Genomic DNA, 21,484 nt, shown 5'->3' on the forward strand with positions numbered 1-21,484 from the left:
GGTGAAGCCATTTTCGAAAATGGCTTCACCCTTCATGTAAAATCCTTCCTGTAAACGCCTTCTTGTAACACCCCTTATGTAAAAAAATCCATCTATCCGGCACAATCCTCATAGAGCATCAGCTTAATGTCAGAAACAGATTTTCCATCCTGCCTTAAATTTCTAATAAATTCAATCCTTTTCACAGTAAACTCCCTCTTATATCTCCGTGTGAGATTCTCCTCCTCCTGTTCAAACGGGAGCATCCCTTCTTCCGTATAAAATTTCAATGTGCTGTATCTGCACCCCGTCAGCCGTGCCAGTTCACCGATGGAAACATATTCGGAAGCGCTGATTTTTTCTATGGTTCGTTGTCTCGACATCTGATCACCTAATTATAAACCGGAACCAGATTGGCGCCCTGGACCGGTATCCTGTTATAAGTCCTTGTCATCGGGAAAATCCGGTAATAATAATTGTCTATCTTCAGCAATGTTTCAGAACCCCGCGGCACCTCCTGGACGTAATGCCCCTTTTCTGAGAGAAAAGCCAGTACGGCCAGGCGTCTGTCTGCTACGCTGGTTCCCAGCACCACAAAGTCGATAAAAACTGCCTGCCTTCTTTCCAAAAATGGAAATAACAGGTTTACGCCCTCCAGATACGGATTTTTGAAGATTTCCCTTTTAAAGTTCAGAAAGTTTTGTGACAGCCGCTCCGTCCAACGGGAAAATCCGGTATTCCAAAGAATTCTGGCAACAGGGTTACAGGCTGTGAGTTCTGTCATGCGGCTGAGTAGCTGATTTTGTTCTGAGGAAGAAAACAGTTCGGGAATACAGCCGCTTTCCCGGAATAACCATATAAGGCAGAGGCTTTCCAGAGAGACTTCCCCGCCGTCCAATAGTTCCGCCCGCATTCCCTCCGTGATCTTCCTGTAAATGTCTTCCTGACAGCGGTAAGCCCTGAGTTCCATGTTCATAGTACTGTAATTGATATCACAGGCCATCAAATCCGGGATTTCTTCCAGCGTTCCGTCCGCCTTCAGCAGGCTTACCATTTCTTGTTCCAGATCGCGGGCCGCTCTTTTGCCCATGCCCTGGATCTTTTTTAATTCCTCGTCCAGCTTCTTTTCCAAAACATCTTTCTCAGCCGATTCTCCGGATAAAAACAGATGTTCCAGCATTTTTGCCGCTGCAATTCCCCGGCAGACGGCCAGCTTGGCCTGGGACATATGAACCGCTTCCTGCCCGTCTATGGCAGTTAATGTGTATTGTTGGGCTAATGTATATTCCTTCATGATCCGCCTCCTTTGGATTTATCCTGTCATTTTTCACCTGTTACTTACTACTTATTACTTATTACTTACTATTTAATAGTAAGTATAACACAACACCATTAAATATTCCATATCTTTCCTAAAATATGGTTTTTATTCCCAGCCTGCTATACCCAAAGAGCCGGTTCAAGTTTTGACATAGTGTATTGTACCAAAATCAGAAGGATAGGCTATGAGAAGATATACAAGCCGCAGGCTGCCGTTCCCGACAGCCCTGTTTTATCCGCAGTTTCCCAAAGGAATATAAGAAAAACACCTGTATTTTCATTCCACAACCGGCCTTCGGAAGAACTCCTCCTTAATAATCTCCGATTCAGAAGAATCAATCGGCTCACAATCCTTAGAAAGTTTGATCCTCTTATCCCAGTTATTCTGATAGTCGGATGCAAAATAACAGGCGTATAGAATATCAAAAATGAGCCAGAATGACTGGTCGCTGGTAAAGCTGCCGATTTTAGAATAAAGCCGTTCCCGTGTTGAAATGGTCAGAGTACAGGATGCTTTGCGCCTCAGAAAATTATCTCCATAAGTGGTGATTACAATAATCGGAATCCCATGCGACTTCAAATATTTAGTCACCCTTCTGGTCCAATTGGTCTCTCCGCTGTAGGAAAGCACGATGGCGCAGTCTTTTGGCGTCATCATGGAAGCTTGGAAGACTTCTTCGCTTCTATGCCCCATAAAGGTAACCCGCTTCCCGATTCTCATCATGCGGTACCTGAAATTTTCCGCGATTCCCATAGAAAGATTGATTCCAAATATGGAGATGTTATCGGATTTTTTCAAAATCTGAACCGCCTTCTGCAGATCGTCATGATGCAGCAGTTCCATGGTATCCGAGATGCTTTCACAGGCCAGTTGGCTGATTTTTCCTGCAATTGTCATAATATTGTCAGTCGGCTCAAATGGCCGGTTTGCATCAATGTGTTTAAAATGCTTATTTAAATACTCCACCTCATCCAAAAATTCCTGTTTAAAATCGGGCCACCCTTTATACCCCAGCCGTTGGACAGCCCGGACAACCGTCGACGGTGAGGTAAAGGTAGCACAGGCCAGATCTTTTAAGGAATAATCCGATATCTGATCCTGATGATCCACGATAAAGTCCAATATGCTGCGGCCGGTGGGAGACAATTCAATCTCCTGCATTTTTTGCTGCAATAGCATGACGATCCTCCTTTTCCTTTTTTTCTCCCTTAACTATACGGTGAAAAAGGAAGAAAAGTCAAACGAAACTTATCTGGCATTATCTTGCTCCGGCATCATCTTGCCAGTGTAAATGCCGCCACTGTAATAAATCCGCAGAACATACATCCGGTAAGCAGCCCGGCCAGGATGTTACCGCTCTTTCTATAGAGATAGGTGCAGATAGCGGAGCCGCCTCCCATCATAAAGCAGTATCCAAAGGAATAATCCAGGGCGCCCACGGTGCTGAATGCCAAAGCGCTGCCTGAATGGCTCATGGCTAACGTGGACGAAAATGGTGTCTGTCCGGTGCCGATGATTAAACTTCCTCCATATTGGATGGTGAGAAGAATGGCAAGGGGAGCCGCCGCTGTCAGGGTATTGATTAAAACAGCCATAATCATATCTTTTCTTTCATTGCCGCTTTCAGGAAGACGGCGCTTAGTAAGCATGTTGAGACAGCTTGCATACATGACGAAGAAAATGATAACCACATAGGGAAGGGCTTTGATAAAGCGGGCCGGCCCCAGCCTGAGCATGGTTGCAATACACCAGAACTGATAGTTAATTCCAAGGAAATTCTCAATTATGCTGAGCCAGGATACGACGATAAAAGATACGATTGCACCTAACAGCAGAGCTTTGAAGAAACTGGAATATTTGAATTTTGTTTCACCATCGGGCCCCAGAAGGAAGTCCGATAAGAAGATCTTCTCCCCGGTTCTTTTTTTCTTTAAAATTCCGACGAATGCAGTAATTCCGGTGATCCCTGCCAGGAAAACCAGCCACAGCATGATGCCGTTTAAATTAGTGGAAGTCAGGATTTTGGATGATTTAAACCATGCCATTCCCCATGAAGAGACCGGGATAAATAAAATAGTAGGAATCAGGATATCCACAAAATACTGGAGCGCCAGTTTCCTGCCCCTGAGCCCCCGGTTGGCGGGCATTGGAGTTTTAATGCCTGCGAAAAATGGATTTTGAAGCAGCAATCCGGCCAAAGCCGCTGCAAAAAATATCATGGTGACGGCCGCGGCCAGGGAGAGAATCTGCTGTCCCTTCCAGACCTGGTCATTGACATCCAATGGATTCGGCGCGGGAGCCACGTCATTTACATATTGAAGGATGACGGAAATTGCCTGGCTGCTGATGTTGGCAGTCTGGTGAAGGGCATCGTCGATGACCGCATAGCGGACCAGTCTGCCGTTTCTGTCATAATCGCTGTTGGGCGCCAACGGTTCCGGAAAGCCGAAAAGCCCGCTTAACATGGATTGAAGCGCATCTGCATCACCGGCATTGATGAAATCATACTGGTCTGCCTTAGCTTTTACAAAACAGATGTTGGTGTCAATGGCATCCACATCGGCTTCCGGCCAGCGGTAGTTGCCAAATACGGCTACCAAAGAATTAATGCTGTCGGAAAGTTCCGGATACACGTGGGAAATGGTGCGCACGCCCCGGGAATAGCCGATCAGATTCAGCCCCTGTTCCCGGTCTACAATATCAAGGGTGAGTGCGTACTGAGCCGCCGTGATCCCCTGGGAGGTGCGGTCTCCGGTCACATCAGACTGACCGCCGCCGCTCATATCAGGCGAGAGCACCACATACCCCCGCCGGGCAAACTCCATGCTCCAGGTGTCGTTGCTGTGGGCCTGGTTGGATGTGCCGTGATAGATTACCACACAAGGAGCCGGTGTTTCTTTTGTGGCCGTTTTAGGAATATAGATCAATGAACTCAGCTTTGTTCCATTTTCTCCAATTAAGGTCAGCCGCTGGATTTTCACAGCCCCCCAATTGGTCTGCATTCCCCAGATCATGACAGTGAGCGCCGCAAGAACGGCAAATATCCATGCCGTCAGGCGCGCCGGTTTCTCTTTCGTCTGTTTCATAAAAAATCCCCCTTTTTGATTTTATAGTGTCATGAAGCCATTATAAGAAAAAGACAGCCGGGGTGAAATGTTTTGAAATCAGATTGCAAGGGGGTTGCAGCATTTGTCGTAAAAACAAAGGAGATTCTGCAAAACGGTTGCTTATATCCGGCTTTTAACCGGACTGTGGCCAGGAAATACCGCTGGCAGCAGGGAAGTAAAAGATGAAAGAATGTTTTCCCGATTGAGGGGCTGCCGGTTTTCTGATATAATATTCCTTATATTAGTATTGGAAAACAAATATCGGAGGAACCTATGAAAATCGATTTACCATATGGAAAAGGCCGCATTCAGGCCCAAGTCCCGGATGACAGGGTATCAGGAGTGATCCACAGCCGCCTGGATGACTGGACTTCAGAATTTAGCGAGGAAGAACTGATCGACCGGGCGCTGTTAAACCCCATCGGCAGCCCCAGGCTGAAAGACCTGGCCCGGGACGCCAGGAATATTGTGATCATCTGCAGCGACCATACCAGGCCGGTGCCAAGCAAACGGATCATACCCCCTATGCTCCGTGAAATCAGGGATGGAAACCCGGAGGCGGATATCACCTTATTGATCGCAACCGGGTGCCACAGGGAGACTACGAAAGCGGAACTGGTGGAAAAGTTTGGAGAAGAGATCGTTTCCAAAGAAAAAATCCTGGTTCATGACTGCCTGAACGGGTCATTTGTTTCAATGGGCACTCTGCCTTCCGGCGGGGAGTTGAAAATCAATGAAATCGCCGCCAATGCGGATCTGCTGGCAGCGGAAGGCTTTATCGAACCACATTTCTTTGCCGGATATTCCGGAGGAAGAAAGAGCGTGCTTCCTGGCGTGGCCGCGGCTGTGAGCGTGTGGGGGAACCATTGTTCCAGTCTGATCGCAGACCCCAATTCCAGATGCGGGGTTCTGGACGGGAATCCGATTCATGAGGATATGGCGGCGGCAGCCCGGATGGCGGGGCTTAAATTCATAGTCAATGTGGTGATTAATTCCGAAAAAGAGGTGATCGGGGCATTTGCCGGAGACGGCAGAGACGCCCATCTGGCAGGATGCCGTTTTTTGGATGAACTTTGCAGAAGCGAAGCTCCAAAGGCGGATATCGTTATAACTACGAACAACGGTTATCCGCTGGATCAGAATATCTACCAGGCGGTCAAGGGGATGACCACAGCAGAAGCGGTCTGCAGGCCGGGGGGAATCATCATCATGGCCGCGGAGTGCGGGGACGGAATCGGGGGCGATGAATTTTACCGCACGTTTAAAAATCATTTCACTGCAGGGGATGTGATGAAGGAAATCCTCAATACGCCTCAGGACAAGACGGTGCCGGACCAGTGGCAGTCCCAGATATTTGCCCGGGTTTTGATGGATCATCCGGTGATATTTGTGAGTTCGGCCGATGAGGAGACGGTCAGGGATCTTCATATGATACCTGCGGCCAGAATAGAAGACGCTCTAAAGAAAGCGGATGAACTGCTGGGATACAGAGGAAATGTCTTAGTGATTCCCGAGGGGATTTCCAACATTTTGAGGGCAGAAGAATCATAAGAACAGGAAAAAGGTGATTGGGCTTGTATGCCGATCACCTTTTTACTACCCTTATTTTACCATAGATTGGCGTCTCCAACAAGACTGTTTTTTCCGTTTCAACTATGCTAGACTTGTGTGAGCGTAACTGTTTGGCAGAATGGGTAAACCCAGGAAGAGGTGGCTATCATAATGAATCATATGCAGACGGAATTGGAGTTTGAATACAAAAGACTGGAACAGACTGTTTCTCTGGCAGAGGAACAGTTAAAACGGGCGAAACAGCGCAATGAGGACACGAAAACGGCAATCATTGAGGCGAAAAGAGAGATCCGTGAGAATACCTCACATGCGATTTCAAATCTCAGTTCATCCCAGGATTTTGAAGCGCTGGCGGAATTGAGCCAGTATTTAGACCCGGTAAATGAAAAGATCGCCGATTATGAAGAGGTGGAAAATAAAATTTCGATTCTGGAGAACCTGATCCAGTCCCCTTATTTTGCCCGGATTGACTTTAAATTTGAGGATGAAGAGGAGTTTGAAAACATCTACATCGGGCGGGCTTCTTTGAAGGACCAGAAAACCCATGAAATGTACATTTATGATTGGAGGTCCCCCATTGCCGGTGTTTTCTACCGTTTTGTCACAGGGCCTGCGTTTTACGATGCGCCCGGCGGAAGAATCCGGGGAGAAGTGGCCTTAAAACGCCAGTACGAGATAAAAAAGGGGATTTTAGAGTATTTTTTTGACGCGGATGTCCAGATTACGGATGAATTTCTGAGAAAACTGCTGTCCCAGAACACGTCTCCCAAGATGAAAACCATTGTGGAGACCATACAGAAGGAACAGGATATGGTGATCCGTGACATGGAAAATGACCTGATGATGGTTCAGGGAGTGGCGGGAAGCGGCAAGACTTCCATCGCTCTCCACAGAGCCGCTTATCTCATGTACCAGGGATTGTCAAATAAACTGGCTGCCCATAACATCATAATCATTTCCCCGAACCCGCTGTTTGAGCAGTATATTTCCAATGTGCTGCCTGAGCTTGGGGAAAGCAATGTGGTTTCCGTGGTGTTTGAAGAGATGGTTTCAGAGATATTGCAGCGGGGCCGCATCCAGCCGAGAAACGAATTTTTAGAAAACCTGATCACCGCCAGCAGCAGTAAATACCGCAGCGTGATAAAAGGCAGCATGGAATTTAAGATGTCCAGGAGTTTTGCCGAATTGTTAAACCGTTTTATCAGCGATATTCCCCGCCGGTGGATTCCATTTGAAGATATCTGCTATGAAGGCGAGCGCATTGTGAGCGGAGAAATGCTGAAAGAGAGGGTGCTTGCCAGGCCGGACGTCCCTCTGGGCATGAAGCTGGGACAGTTGGAAGATTTTGTGGTGGAAGCCATAAGGGGATCGGATAAACTGCACATGAACAGAGAAGAAGAAGTGCTTGTGATTAATGAGATGCGCAGATTTACAGAACTGAAGCTTTTAAATCTCTATAGAAGTCTTTTTGCAGATAAAGAGTATTTTTACGGCCTGGCTGAGGGGATTGAGATGCCGGACAACATGAACCGCATCCTCCGGTATACCCGGGAAAATCTGGACAGCGGCACGTTGTATTACGATGATGCGGCGGCGCTGACCTATTTAAAACTGAAAATCTACGGAACCGGCAAATATAAAAATATCAGGCAGGTTGTGATCGACGAGGCCCAGGATTACTATCCCCTCCAATATGAAATATTCAATCTGCTGTTCCCCGGCGCGAAATATACGGTTTTAGGGGATATGAACCAGACCCTTGAAAAAGAGGAGGACATTTCTCTTTATGACCTGATCAAAAGGATATTAAATAAGAAGAAAGCCTCTCTCATCGTATTGGACAAAAGTTTCCGCTGCACCAATGAAATTCTGCAATACGGTTTGAAGTTCATCGGCCGCCGGCCGGAGATCAAGAGTTTTAACCGAAGCGGAGAGGCGCCGGACGTTTACACGGCCCCGGATCAGGACGGTTTAAATGGCCTGATCATTTCAGAAGTGGAAAAATGCCTGGAACAAGGATACGGATCCATTGGCCTGGTCTGTAAAAACGGCAGAAATGCATCACGCCTGTTTGAGCAGTTAAAAGACAGGATGGAGCTGCAGCTGATCGGAAGTGAGAGCATGACCGACCTTCAGGGCGCATTTATCATTCCGGTTTATCTGTCCAAGGGCATGGAATTCGATGCAGTTTTGGTCTGTGACGCGGATTCGGAGAATTATCACAGTGATGATGACAGGAAACTGTTATACATTGCATGTACCAGAGCCCTTCACAGACTGAATGTGTTCTGTAAAGGAGAGGCCAGCCCGTTGTTGTAGAGATATAAAAAGCATTGTCTCCGGCTGCATGAAACAGCCATAGGCAATGCTTTTTTATATGGCGCAAATCCTACCGCTTCTTATGAAACAGCATCAGCAGCCCCCCATAACAAACGCAGAGAAACATAATATGTACCCCAGTTTCGATAAAAAGGGAAAATCCCGTCTTAAACCGGTACAGATCGAACAGAGCCAGATAAATCCCTATGGAAATCATCAGAAATGCCGCAGGTTTCACCAGCATATTAAGCGGATCCCAGCGAAACGGCACCAGCCGTTTTAATGAGATCAGGTGGAGGGACGACAAAAGCAGTTCGCTGGCTAACATTCCCCACAGATAGGCCAGCATTCCCATCCGGGGTATGCCGATGAGGACAAAAGCCAGCCGGACGATCATGGCGCACACATTTTGTACAAAGGTGGTGGTGGTACGCCCTAAACCGTTTAAAATGCTGCCCATGGTGGTTGCCAGGTAGAGAAATGGACAGAGCCAGGCCAGAATCGTGATGTATTCCCCAGAATCCGCGTTGTGGAATACGCTGGTGCCCAGTTCATTTCCGAACAATGTGAAGACGCCGATGCACAAAATGCCCATATAGAGGCTGTACCGCAAGGACATGGCGATGGTGGACGCGATTCTGTTGTCATTTCCCACCGACTGGGCCTCCGCAACCGTGGGCAGAAGGAGCACAGACATGGAGTTGGTGATGGTGGAAGGGAACAGGATGAAGGGAAGGGCCATGCCGGTCAGCACGCCGTAGATGCTGAACGCTTCCGAATCGGTCATGCCAAAGGCATTTAAACAACTGGGAATCCAGATGGCCTCCGCGCTGGCTAAGACGTTGAGCACCAGCCGGTTCCCCATGAGCGGAAGGGCCAGGGCCATGAGCGGCGAGGCCATTTCCTTAAAGTCTCCAAAAATGCCGTAAGGGGATTTGGCCGATTCCGGTGAAAACAGGCTGAAGGCCAGGACGGTATACAGGCAGGAGGCCATTTCTCCCACCAGATGGCCTAAAACTGCCAGGTGCACGGTGATCTCCCGGCCGGATTCCACCAGGATGTTGGCGATGAAGAACACAGCCCCCATACGGATCACCTGTTCCACCACCTGGGAAAATGCAGGCACCTTTGTCTTTTTGATTCCGTAATAATAACCGTTGATGCAGGCATGAACCGCAGAAAATGGAACCGATAAAGCCATTAACGGAAGATAAGGGGCGCAGCGCGCCTCCAACAGCACGTTGACAGCCAGGAAATCGGCATTTTGGCAGATCAGCAGGGAGAGCAGGATGGAAATGGACAGGGAAATTGCCAGGCCGGTCCGAAAAACCGCCTTTCCCTTTGACAGGTTGGCAGCCACGAATCTGGAAATGGCTGTCTGGATCGAACCTGCGCAGAGGGCAAAGCAGATTCCGAAGATCGGGTGAAGCATGTTGTAAAGTCCCAGACCTTCCGCCCCAATGGTTCTTGAAAGGAAAATACGGTAGAAAAAGCCCAGGACACGTGTCAGAAAACCGGTCATGGTCAGAAGGAGGGTGCCTGTGATCAGCGTATGCTTTTTGAAAAAATCGGTCATGGGAACTCCGTCAGAATATATTGATATAATCTATTCCCCGGGAGAATCAAATATACAGCGGGGAAAAAAATTATCCTTAATTCAGGAAAATTTACCACGTCCATCCAGCCTGAAATGGGGATAAAAATATTTTTTTCATTTTTTTTGTCAACTGGAAACTGGTTCCAGCCCCATTTTACACGGTTCCATATAATGGGAAAGGCCGGAAAGGCCCATTTTACCGAGTGTTGTTCACTACATTTTACCATATTATTCATTCTTACAATTTCTTATCACAGCCTGTAAAAATGCGTAAAAAAAAGCACAGAGAAAGTTTATAGCTTTTTTAAAATCCGTGTTATATACTAGGCAGCGTGATGTGAGTGAAACAAAACAGATCGGGAAAACCGACGAAGCTTGTAACTGTAAACAAGAAATTCAAAGGAGAGAACAACATGAGAAAACAGACTAAATTAGTTGCGGTATTATCTGCAACAGCATTGATGGCACTTGGAGCTTCCATGGCTTCTTTCGCAGCTACAGGTTGGCAGGAAGAAGATGGTACATGGGTGTACTATGCAAAAGACGGATCACGTGTAGAAGACGAGTGGAAAAAATCAGGAGACAACTGGTATTACTTAGATGAGTCAGGTTACATGGCAGTGGATATGCTGGTTGAATCCGGTGACGACTACTATTATGTAGACGAAAATGGTGTGATGGTAACCAACAGATGGGTTGCTGTTGAAAATGAAGATTACGATGAAGATGAAGAAGAGCCGGCAAACCACTGGTACTATTTCCAGGCAAATGGTAAAGCTTTAAAAGGATCTGACAACAAAGTCAGCTTAAAGAGCATCAACGGCAAAAAATATACATTTGATGAAGAAGGAAAGATGCTTTACGGCTGGGTGAACGACGACGGAAGCAGAGAGACAGGCGATGACGCTTGGAGAGAAGGCGTTTACTACTTCGGCGATGAAAACGACGGCGCAATGACAGTGGGCTGGATGGAAATCTCCATCATCGATGACAATGCATCCGAAGATACCAAGGGATTTGACGCTGACACCGCATTTACAGATGAAGAACAGGACCGTTGGTTCTACTTCAAGACAAGCGGAAAGAAAACCATCAATGAAACAGGAAAGACCATCAACGGCAAGAAATACGCATTTGATGAGTACGGAAGAATGGTTGCAGAGTGGAGAATGAACGCAGATCCTGCAAAAGAAGTAGCTTCTGATTCCAATGCATTCGATGCACTGTCAACTGCTGAGAAATCACAGTCCTGGAGATTCTACGGAAGCCCTGAAAGCGGCGCCAGAGTGAACAAAGGCTGGTTCCAGGTAGTTCCTGCTGAGTACTTAAACAGCAAGGATTACGATGATGATGAAGCCAACTGGTACTACAGCGACAGTAACGGCAAGCTGGTTGCCAGCGAATTCAAGACCATCAACGGCAAGAAATACGCCTTTGACCAGTACGGCGCAATGATCAGCGGCCTGAAATTTGTCACTGTTGAAAATTCAAACAAAAACAGCATCGTAGCAGTTCACGATGATGAGTGGTATGATACAGAAGAAAAATTCACCGCATTTGTAAACGGCGAAGACTACAACACAGAAGACGGCGTTGCACCTGATTTCACAGGCGAAAGCGGAAACACTACATACTGCTACTTCTTCGGTAAAGATGAAGACGGCTCCTTAAAGACAGGTACACAGACAATCGACTTAGACGGCGAGAACTTCAGCTTCTTATTCACAAAATCAGGAAGCACCAAGGGAGCCGGCAAGAACGGTGAAGACAACGACAAATACTACCAGCAGGGTAAACTGCTGAAAGCAGACAAAGAGGACAAGTACTCTGTAGTTGAAATCCAGAAGAATGAAGACGGCAAGATTATCGGTATGAAACTGCTGACCACTGACGAATTCATTAACGGAACCATGTCCAAAGAAGAAGTAATCGAAAGCGGAGTGAAATACGACGAAGACAGAGTTTACTACTCATTCAAGGCTCAGAACGCTGAAACAGGTTTCGAATACAAACTGGTTAATACTTCCGGTAAAGTAGTTGACAACAAGAGCAACGCAAAAGACGGCGATGATTTCATCTACGAAGTTAAGGGTGGAAAGATCAAAGCGGTTTACGAGAAAAACTAAGGGATCGGTAATTGCCTGAAGATTTGAAAATTACATCATAAATATGCCTCCAAAAGAATAAATGGAGCGCCGCCCCGCGGGATGAAAGAGTGACTGTTTCATCTCCGGGGCGGCGCTTTTTTTATTCAAAAGAAAAGTTCTCATATTAAATATAAAATTATTCCTGCACCAGCTTTGCCGGTTTTGGATTCGCAGGATTATGAGGGGAATGATATGAGAAGGCTGGAGTTTATAAAAAAGATCAGAACATAAATGCACTTCCGGCCGGTTATACTAAGATAGAATTTTCCATAATAAATAGGAATTGCTGCCTGTTTTTGGCCTTGTCCAACATTTTAATAATGAAAATGATAATTCCTATTGAAATTCTATGAATATATTATATAATAGAAACTGTAGGTGAAGCTTTGAACTTTAATTCTACAGAAAGGCGGAATACACTTATGAAAGATATTATCTATCTGGATAATGCAGCAACGACAAAGACACGGCCGGAGGTCGTGCAGGAGATGCTTCCATACTTTACAGAACATTATGGAAATCCATCCTCCGTTTATGAATTTTCAACTCCATGTAAAAAGGCGATTTCCCACGCAAGGGAAACCATTGCCCAGTCTCTTGGAACGAAAACCAACGAGATCTATTTTACAGCAGGAGGAACCGAATCTGATAACTGGGCCATCAAGGCGACGGCCGAGGCATACCAGAACAAAGGAAACCATATCATTACCAGTAAAATAGAGCACCATGCAGTGCTTCATACCTGTGAGTATCTGGAAAAACGGGGATTTGAAGTCACTTATCTGGATGTGGATGAAAATGGCGTGATCAAGCTGGAAGAACTGGAAAAGGCCATCCGCCCCACCACCATCCTCATTTCCATCATGTTTGCCAACAATGAGATCGGAACCATCCAGCCGGTGAAAGAGATCGGCGCCATTGCAAAAGAACACGGCATCTTTTTCCATACGGATGCGGTTCAGGCCTATGGCCACGTCCCGATCAATGTAGATGAATACAATATAGATATGCTCAGCGCCAGCGGCCATAAGATCAACGGTCCGAAAGGAATCGGATTTTTATATATCCGCACCGGCATCAAGAGCCGTTCCTTCATCCATGGAGGTGCCCAGGAGCGCAAGCGCCGCGGCGGTACGGAGAATGTTCCGGGAATCGTGGGACTTGGAAAGGCGGCGGAGATCGCCATGAATACCATGGAAGAACGGACGAAAAAGGAAACAGAGCTTAGAGATTACCTGATGGAGCGCGTGATGGCGGAAGTTCCTTACTGCCGGATTAACGGCCACAGAACCATGCGTCTTCCAAACAATGTGAATTTTGCATTTCAGTTTATTGAAGGGGAATCCCTGTTAATCAAGCTGGATATGGCGGGAATCTGCGGTTCCAGCGGTTCCGCCTGCACCTCAGGTTCCTTAGACCCGTCACATGTGCTGCTAGCCATCGGCCTTCCTCATGAGATCGCCCATGGTTCCCTGCGTCTGACATTAAATGAAGAAAACACGAAAGAGCAGATGGATTACGTTGCAGATCAGATTAAAGAGATCGTGGCATATTTGAGAAATATGTCACCGCTTTATGAAGACTACATCCGCCGTCAGGCCCGCAAATAATACAGAAAACGGAATATTTACCCAAAGTAAGGGGAAGAAAAGAGGAGATTTATGTACACAGAGAAAGTTATGGATCATTTTGAGCATCCAAGAAATGTTGGAGAGATAGAGAATGCCAGCGGAACAGGAACCGTAGGCAATGCAAAATGTGGAGATATCATGAGAATTTACCTGGATATCGACGAAAACCAGATTATCCGTGATGTGAAATTTAAAACATTCGGATGCGGCGCCGCCGTGGCTACCAGCAGCATGGCAACCGAACTGGTAAAAGGAAAATCCGTTCAGGAAGCCATGGAAGTGACAAACCAGGCTGTCTGCGAGGCCCTCGACGGACTTCCGCCTGTAAAGATACATTGTTCCCTGCTGGCAGAAGAAGCCATCCATGCTGCTCTTTGGGACTATGCTCAGAAAAATAACATTGAAATCAAGGGCTTGTCCAAACCAAAATCCGATATTGGAGAAGAGGAAGAAAACGAAGAGTATTAATCCCGGTTGAAAATTTCCAGGAAAAGGTGTTGAGATGGATAAGAAAAAAGTAGTGGTGGGAATGTCCGGCGGCGTGGATTCGTCTGTAGCGGCTTATTTATTGAAAGAGGCAGGATATGACGTGGTAGGCGTTACCATGCAGATCTGGCAGGACGAAGACCAGACGGCCCAGGAAGAAAATGGAGGCTGCTGCGGTTTAAGCGCGGTGGATGATGCCAGACGGGTGGCTTGGGAACTGGACATTCCGTACTATGTGATGAATTTTAAGCAGGAATTTAAAGATCATGTGATCGATTATTTCGTGGATGAATATGTGCAGGGAAAAACACCCAACCCATGTATTGCCTGCAACCGCTATGTGAAATGGGAATCCTTATTGAAAAGGAGCCTGGACATCGGTGCGGATTACATTGCAACCGGGCATTATGCACAGATTGAGCAGCTCCCAAGCGGTAGATTTGCCCTGAAGAAATCGGCAACGGCTGCCAAGGACCAGACCTATGCCCTCTATAACCTGACCCAGTATCAGCTTTCCCATACGCTGATGCCTGTGGGTCAGTATACCAAAGATGAGATCCGTGAAATCGCGGCTAAGATTAACCTTAATGTGGCCAATAAGCCTGACAGCCAGGAAATCTGCTTTATTCCGGATCATGATTATGCCCGTTTTATCAGTGAAAACACGGATAAAGAATTGGTTCCCGGCAATTTCGTGGACTTGGATGGAAATGTGATCGGCCGTCATAAAGGGATCACCCATTACACCGTGGGCCAGAGAAAGGGTCTGAACCTGTCCATGGGCCATCCGGTCTTTGTGACGGCTATCAGGCCGGAAACCAACGAAGTGGTGATCGGAAACTCGGAAGACGTCTTTACCAAACAGCTCAGGTGTGATAAACTGAACTGGATGGCCATTGACGGGCTTCATGGAAAAGAGATGCAGGTATCTGCCAAAATCAGGTACAGCCATAAAGGCGCTTTATGCACGATTTCAGAAGCAGAAGAAGGAATTGTAGAATGCGTGTTTGAAGAACCGCAGCGCGCAGTGACTCCGGGTCAGGCCGTCGTATTTTATGATGGTGATTATGTCATCGGAGGAGGAACCATACTATGAAAACTACAAAATGCAGGATAGCGCCTGTTATCGCTGTATTGACAGCCGGCACAATCCTGTTAACCGGCTGCGGCGGTAAATATGATCCCATAGAGACGCCGGTTACCACGGCAGCAGTTGAAACCGAAAGCCAGGCAGCCGAGCCGGAAGCCAGCAAGAAAGAGACAATTGTCACTACGGAGACTTCAGAAGCCTATGAAACGGTGGATGAAGTGGTCTATGTAACTGGCGACGATGTCAATTTAAGGACCAGCACCGCCCCGGATTCAGAAGTGATCGAGCGGTTAAAAAAGGGAACTGAGCTGAGAAGGACCGGCAGCAATGAATCCTGGAGCCGGGTGATTTACCAGGAGAAAGAATGCTACATATCGTCCCGGTATTTATCCGTCCAGCAGCCTGAAACGGAGCCGGAAACTGAAGAAACAAAGGAGACCAAGGCGTCCTCAGATGTGAAGGGAGGGGCTGTTTCCTTTGACTCATCCTGGAAATATGCTGAATTTTCCAAGATCAACAGCGGGTCAGCCATGATGTACCGTTCAGAAGCGGCAGACCGGAAAGGCATTACAGTCTGTGTCAACGCGGGCCATGGAACGAAAGGCGGTTCCAGCGTGAAAACCCTCTGTCATCCTGACGGAAGTCCTAAAGTAACCGGAGGTACCACAGGAGCCGGAGCTACCAGCGCGGTTGCGGTGTCCGGCGGCATGGAGTTTTCGGACGGCACTGCTGAATCAGTGGTCACACTGGCTATGGCAAAGGTATTTAAGGACAAACTTTTAGCGGCAGGCTATGATGTCCTCATGATCCGGGAATCTGACGATGTCCAGTTGGACAACGTAGCCAGAACTGTGATGGCCAATAACAAGGCGGACTGCCATATCGCCCTTCATTGGGATTCCACCACCAGCAATAAGGGCGCATTTTATATGAGCGTGCCCAGCAATTCCAGCTACAGAGCCATGGAACCGGTAAAATCCCATTGGGAACAGCACAATGCGTTGGGTGAGAGCCTGATATCCGGGTTGAAAGCGGCCGGTGTGAAGATCTTTTCCGGCGGATCCATGGAGATGGATTTAACCCAGACTTCCTATTCCACGGTGCCGTCCATTGATATTGAACTGGGAGACAAAGCCTCTGATTATTCCAGTTCCACGCTGAATACGCTGGGAGAGGGGCTTGTGGCCGGAGTGAACCAGTATTTTGGACAGTGAATGTTACAGGAATGACATAGTGATTAACATTAAAACGTCAAGGCATGTTCGAATATGCCTTGACGTTTTAATGTAACAGTCCAGACTTATCGGAACTGTCTTAATTTACTGTTTTGCATTACGCTGTTGGGAGTCCTGTTCCTTATCTTCCTTATCCACCCGGTTATAGGCCCAGCTGATTCCAAAGCATAAAAGCCCGCCGCCAATAAAGGCCGCCACGCGGATAATGGAATCAGTTGAAGAAATGTCAAATGTAACCATTTTTAAAACGCTGAATATAACCAGGATCAGCCCATAAGTTCTGAGCGGTTTTACTCTGCACTGAAAACCGAGGACGATGCAGAAACCGGCTGCCAGAAGACAGGTAAGGCTGGTTAAAATGCCATAATCGCCCAGAGGGGTCTTATGGAGCACATCCACCGCGTTGACTGTCATCAGAATACAGCTGATCAAAGGGAGGAGATGTCCGCCGGATTGTTTCATATGTTCCAGGGATTCATAAACAATTTTTGCTGTGAACAGGAGCAGGATCAGGCATCCTATGGCCATTTCCCAAGGTTTGCAGTAACCGGACAGGGAAATCCACAGACAGACCTGAACCAGGCCATGTCCGGCCAGATTGTGTATCCGGCATAATTTATCCCCTCTAAATACCGGTATTCTGGCGAAGACGCCAAAAGCCACGGCAGCGAACAGGGTCCCCCACATCATCCAAAGCTTCAGATTGAAGAACATGAGAAAACCGTAAAAAACCGCGCTGTCCAGGCAGACCAATGCCAGTATCTTTCTTTTCAGGGCCTGCTCCCTGTTTATAACGATATCTGCAATCACCACGCAGGGGATGAGAATCAACAGGCTGTGGAGAATGCAGATGCCCGCTTCAGAGTTAAATGCGCTGGTAAAGAGATTGAGCAGGCTGTAAATCAGTGTGCTGCAGGTGGTGAGTGAATAAATGACCACCGCCCCTATTTTCAGCCAGAGATCCTTAAAACGGAGCCCGCAGACCACTGCGGCCAGACACATGAGGGCCGGCAGAATTCCGAAATTGTCAAAATAGAACACTGACAGATCGGATAGGAGGAAGGCCAGGCTGACGGAGAGAACCATAAAACAGAAGGTTCTCGTCTTCTTCTTAATCAATGCGGCCATCAGAATTAGAAAGAACATTAATTCCGGGGCCGGTTTGGAGATCATGCCGGACAAAACATGGAGATCTTCGATCCTGTCTTTGATAAAAACAACTCCAACCGCAAGGAGCAGAAGCTGGGAAGCGGTCAGCCATTTGGAGGTGCTGTCGCAAAATCCGCGAATCCAGCCGGGGACCAGCCAGAAAAGAAAGGCTGAAAAAGCAAATAGTCCCAGATATAGCAGACTGCAGGAAACAATGACGGAGTAATCCCCCTCTGCCTGGTAATCCAGAAGGAGCTGCTCCAGCCGGGAACAGATCAGCAGATAGGCGATAATTGTCAGGTAAGAAGAGGCCAGGCTGTTGGCCCTATGAAATCCCTGCCCCGCATAAAAGGTTGTGAGCACGACCGTACAAATGACGAACAAAAGAATCAGCCACAGGGAGGGCCCGATCTCCATCAGACGAACGGTTAACAGGATGGAAACCGCATTTCCGATCTGGATGATGGCGAACATGATATCCGATTGAAGCCTTTTGGACAGAACGAAGCCGGATACCATCCAGACCATAAAAAGAAGCAGGATCACTGGATCGGGAAACAGGGCCCAGGCCATTTTTGCGGCGATCAAATCACAATAGATAATGGCCGTTGCGCAGCCCATCAGGCTCATGTGAAAGGCGTTGGACTTACTGCTCTTTTCCGCCAGGAATAATCCCAGTCCGCCCATGAAAAGTCCCATGAGGAGAACCAGGGTGAATTTCATTGGATCAGAGATGTAGTTCCAGAGCGTTGCGGCCAGAACCGCAACACCGGCAAGAATCAACAAAGAAGCCAGCACGCCGATCAGATATTTCCCTATGCTGTTTTCTGAGAAGACTTCCTTTTTCTCCTGATGTCCGTAGGTTTTGCCGGAAGGTGGGGGAAGAGCGGGCGCCGGTACGGCTGACATGGCATCCGATAGGCTGCCTGGTTCGTTTGCTGATGCATGAACTGATTCATTTGCCGATGTATGAACTGATTCATTTGCCGATGCATGAACCGATTCGTTTGCCGATGCATGAACTGATTCATTTGCCAATGCATCATTGGTTCCCGCCGTTATGGTGCAGTTTACATCATGAGATATTATGACGTCCGGTGTGAAAGATGCCATACTGCCTGCCGGTCTGACATCCGGCGCTCCGGTCAATACGCCGCCGGATGCAGTTTCCGTCCTATCCCCGGATGCAGTTTCCGTCCTATCCCTGGATATAGTTTCCACCCTATCCCCGGTTAATATATGGTCTTTGATTGTGGCATTTCCAAGCCCCAGGCCGTAGCCCTTCTGGAATGCCTGATAGGACACCGCCTTGTAGATTACATCGTCCAGCTCTTTGCGCAGGTCGATGAGGATGTCCAGATCCTCTTTCTTAGACAAATCCAGGTCAATTCCGTCAATGGTATTGCGGATTCCGTCCAAATCGTTGCTCAACTTTTTGAAATCTTCATACTTGTCCATACATACCCCTTATTTTTAATACTGGCCATGTTATATAGAATGATGAAGGGGTCAAAGGTATTTTGCCCCCAGATGCCTGTGGATTTCTTCATACTGCGCGTTCCCGAAATCATATAATTAGTGTAGCATATTCATATGTTGTTTTCCACTGCGATTCCCGGGCGAAAGTTTACATTTTGATGAAGTTTTCTCTAATTATATACATAAGGAATGTCATAGATAAAAAAAAGGACAGCGGACCTAAGATAATAAATGATAGCTGTTAAATCATAAATAGCATAAAGAAAAAACGGCAGAAAGGATTGGTTTATGCCTTTCTGCTGGTTTCTGCGCTTCAATTATTCCAGAACGCCGCCCTGGTCCGCGGATTTAGCCAGTTTTGCATATCTGGCCAGATATCCGGTCAATTTCTTCGGTTCATAATGCCAGTTCTCTTTTCTTCTCGCCAGCTCTTCATCGCTTACATGAAGGGTTAATTCTTTCGTGTAGACATTGATTGTGATCTGGTCCCCGTCTTCCACAAAAGCGATGGGTCCCCCTGCGGCGGCTTCCGGTGAAATGTGGCCTACAAAACAGCCGTTATTCGTTCCTGAGAAGCGTCCGTCCGTAATTAATGCCGTCGTCTTGTTCAGTCCCTGTCCATACAGCATCTTCAGCGGCTGGTACATTTCCCGCATACCAGGCCCGCCCTTGGGGCCTTCGTAACGGATTACCACCACATGTCCCGGTTTGATCAACTGGTTTCTCACCGCTTCTGTACAATCCTCTTCGGAATCGAAGCAAATGGCGGTGCCGGTGAAATTCCGTGCCTCTTCAGCGATGGCAGCCGGTTTGGCAACCCCCGTATCAGGAGCCAGATTTCCCCGCATGATTGCCAGACCGCCCAATGTGCTGTGAGGATTGTCCAAAGGCCGGATAATTTCCGGATTTGGAGCGTACATGTTTACATAGGAATCAATATTTTCACCCAGCGTTTTACCGGTTACTGTCATAACATTTAAATCCAGATGATCCCTGATCACTTTCATCACTTCAGGGATGCCGCCCGCTTTGTACAGGTCTTCGCAGTCATATGTATTGGAAGCCGGGCTCACCTTTGCAATATGAGGGATCTCATCGCTGATCCGGTCAAATGCTTCCATAATCTCTTCAGCCGGAATTCCCAGCTCATAAGCCACTGCGCAGGTGTGGATTACCGCATTGGTTGAACCACCCACAGCCATAAGAACCTTGATGCTGTTGATAAGCGCTTCTTTTGTCATGATCTTCCGGCTGGTAATTCCTTTTTTAACCAGTTCCACTATTTTTTCACCGCTTCTAAGTGCGTCCCGGTAACGCTCATTATAAGGGGCCGGAATGAGTGCGGAACCTGTTAAAGATAATCCAAGGGCTTCCGCCTGACAGCACATGGTATTGGCTGTTCCCATAAACTGGCAGGAGCCGCAGGTAGGACAGCTGACGGTAATCAGGTTCTGGATGTCCTCTTTGGAACATTTCCCAGTCTGCCAAAGCCCTAAAGCTTCTGTTATGGTGGTGGAATCCGATTTTGTCTTATGGGCAAATGGAGCGCCGCCTGGCGTACAGCCTCCAGCCACAAAAATACAGGGGATATCAAGGCGGGCGGCCGCCATCAGCATACCGGGTACGATCTTATCGCAGGAACCCAGCAGCACAAGGCCGTCCAGTTTATGGGCCCGGGCCTGGATTTCGATACTGTCCGCAATATTATCCCTTGACGGAAGCACGTAGTTATTTCCAATATGTCCGGTAGCCACGCCGTCGCAGCATGCGATCACCCCGAATTCCACCGGTGTGCCGCCGCCGCGGTAAACCCCGTTCTTTACCTGTTCGGCAACCCGGCGCAGATTTGTATGTCCCGGAACCATCTCATTAAAGGAATTGGCAATTCCTATAATCGGTCTGTCCAGATCGTCATCAGATAAACCGGCGGCTTTCCATAAAGTTTTGTTTGTCATCATTTCGTCGGTATTAAAAATACCGACATGGTTTATTTCGCTCATCCTTCTTCTCCTTTATTAATGATAAGACAATTATACCAATACGGAGGAATCGTGTAAACATTTTCTTAAATAATTATGAGATAACAGTCCGGCTGAACGGCCGTCATTATTCTGTCCGCAGTCCCTTACCGGAATAGCCGGTCAAAAAATGTAAAATCAAAGGAACCATGATCTTGCAAAATCGTGGAATGTCGTGTATAATAAAGCAGTTAGCTTATGGAGACGTATCGAAGTGGCCATAACGAGACTGACTCGAAATCAGTTTGCCGCGTAAGCGGCACGAGGGTTCGAATCCCTCCGTCTCCGCTCATTTTCCCTCGTGTTTACGAGGGATTTTTTTTGCACTGCTCTCTGCTGTGTTGGACTTTCCTG

The 21,484-nt window shown here is 47.5% G+C and carries 14 protein-coding genes and 1 tRNA gene; 8 read left to right on the forward strand and 7 right to left on the reverse strand.

Annotated elements, in window-relative coordinates:
• Window positions 1-92: 92 nt before the first annotated feature.
• The 4 genes from GPL15_RS08455 to GPL15_RS08470 all read right to left on the reverse strand — a co-directional run bounded on the left by GPL15_RS08455 (window position 93) and on the right by GPL15_RS08470 (window position 4,386).
• Window positions 93-362, reverse strand: coding sequence for a helix-turn-helix domain-containing protein (locus GPL15_RS08455; RefSeq protein WP_215697951.1), 270 nt, complete (start codon window positions 360-362; stop codon window positions 93-95).
• 8 nt (window positions 363-370) lie between these two features.
• Entirely contained in the window at window positions 371-1,273 is a 903-nt protein-coding gene (locus GPL15_RS08460; protein ID WP_215697953.1) for a hypothetical protein, read from the reverse strand.
• Window positions 1,274-1,576: 303 nt separating this feature from the next.
• Window positions 1,577-2,479 (reverse strand): MurR/RpiR family transcriptional regulator, encoded by a 903-nt coding sequence (locus GPL15_RS08465; RefSeq protein ID WP_215697955.1) that lies wholly within the window; start codon window positions 2,477-2,479, stop codon window positions 1,577-1,579.
• Window positions 2,480-2,574: 95 nt separating this feature from the next.
• Window positions 2,575-4,386 (reverse strand): acetylxylan esterase, encoded by a 1,812-nt coding sequence (locus tag GPL15_RS08470; RefSeq protein ID WP_215697957.1) that lies wholly within the window; start codon window positions 4,384-4,386, stop codon window positions 2,575-2,577.
• Window positions 4,387-4,680: 294 nt separating this feature from the next.
• Here GPL15_RS08470 and larA point away from each other — a divergent pair, with 294 nt between their 5' ends.
• Together larA and GPL15_RS08480 are read left to right on the forward strand one after the other, a co-directional pair.
• Window positions 4,681-5,958 (forward strand): nickel-dependent lactate racemase, encoded by a 1,278-nt coding sequence (gene larA / locus GPL15_RS08475; RefSeq protein WP_215697960.1) that lies wholly within the window; start codon window positions 4,681-4,683, stop codon window positions 5,956-5,958.
• Window positions 5,959-6,129: 171 nt separating this feature from the next.
• On the forward strand, window positions 6,130-8,298 hold the full coding sequence (locus GPL15_RS08480) for a UvrD-helicase domain-containing protein (protein ID WP_215697962.1): 2,169 nt from the start codon (window positions 6,130-6,132) through the stop codon (window positions 8,296-8,298).
• 70 nt (window positions 8,299-8,368) lie between these two features.
• Here the strand turns inward: GPL15_RS08480 and GPL15_RS08485 are convergent, their stop codons facing one another.
• The gene (locus GPL15_RS08485; protein WP_215697964.1) at window positions 8,369-9,874 is read right to left on the reverse strand and encodes an oligosaccharide flippase family protein; all 1,506 of its coding nucleotides are present in this window, start codon (window positions 9,872-9,874) and stop codon (window positions 8,369-8,371) included.
• Between the two features lie 434 nt (window positions 9,875-10,308).
• On the opposite strand from GPL15_RS08485, the gene GPL15_RS08490 reads away from it, so the two are divergent.
• The 5 genes from GPL15_RS08490 to GPL15_RS08510 all read left to right on the forward strand — a co-directional run bounded on the left by GPL15_RS08490 (window position 10,309) and on the right by GPL15_RS08510 (window position 16,463).
• Window positions 10,309-12,021, forward strand: a complete 1,713-nt coding sequence (locus GPL15_RS08490) for a cell wall-binding protein (RefSeq protein ID WP_215697966.1) — start codon at window positions 10,309-10,311, stop codon at window positions 12,019-12,021.
• A 443-nt stretch (window positions 12,022-12,464) separates the two neighbouring features.
• Window positions 12,465-13,652 carry a cysteine desulfurase NifS gene (gene nifS, locus GPL15_RS08495; protein ID WP_215697968.1) on the forward strand — a complete coding sequence of 396 codons (1,188 nt, stop codon included), beginning with the start codon at window positions 12,465-12,467 and terminating at the stop codon, window positions 13,650-13,652.
• A 51-nt stretch (window positions 13,653-13,703) separates the two neighbouring features.
• Window positions 13,704-14,141 (forward strand): Fe-S cluster assembly scaffold protein NifU, encoded by a 438-nt coding sequence (gene nifU, locus GPL15_RS08500; RefSeq protein ID WP_215697970.1) that lies wholly within the window; start codon window positions 13,704-13,706, stop codon window positions 14,139-14,141.
• A gap of 34 nt (window positions 14,142-14,175) precedes the next feature.
• On the forward strand, window positions 14,176-15,255 hold the full coding sequence (mnmA, locus tag GPL15_RS08505; protein ID WP_215697972.1) for a tRNA 2-thiouridine(34) synthase MnmA: 1,080 nt from the start codon (window positions 14,176-14,178) through the stop codon (window positions 15,253-15,255).
• On the forward strand, window positions 15,252-16,463 hold the full coding sequence (locus GPL15_RS08510) for an N-acetylmuramoyl-L-alanine amidase (protein WP_215697974.1): 1,212 nt from the start codon (window positions 15,252-15,254) through the stop codon (window positions 16,461-16,463). Before mnmA ends, GPL15_RS08510 begins: the two co-directional genes overlap by 4 nt.
• Before the next feature lie 105 nt (window positions 16,464-16,568).
• Here the strand turns inward: GPL15_RS08510 and GPL15_RS08515 are convergent, their stop codons facing one another.
• On the reverse strand, window positions 16,569-19,091 hold the full coding sequence (locus GPL15_RS08515; RefSeq protein WP_215697977.1) for a DUF2339 domain-containing protein: 2,523 nt from the start codon (window positions 19,089-19,091) through the stop codon (window positions 16,569-16,571).
• Between the two features lie 338 nt (window positions 19,092-19,429).
• The gene (ilvD, locus tag GPL15_RS08520) at window positions 19,430-21,112 is read right to left on the reverse strand and encodes a dihydroxy-acid dehydratase (RefSeq protein WP_252198213.1); all 1,683 of its coding nucleotides are present in this window, start codon (window positions 21,110-21,112) and stop codon (window positions 19,430-19,432) included.
• Window positions 21,113-21,330: 218 nt separating this feature from the next.
• On the opposite strand from ilvD, the gene GPL15_RS08525 reads away from it, so the two are divergent.
• Window positions 21,331-21,418: transfer RNA gene (locus GPL15_RS08525), tRNA-Ser, on the forward strand.
• Window positions 21,419-21,484 lie beyond the last annotated feature (66 nt).

The organism is Clostridium sp. MCC353 (assembly GCF_018785315.1).
GTDB lineage: Bacteria > Bacillota > Clostridia > Lachnospirales > Lachnospiraceae > CHH4-2.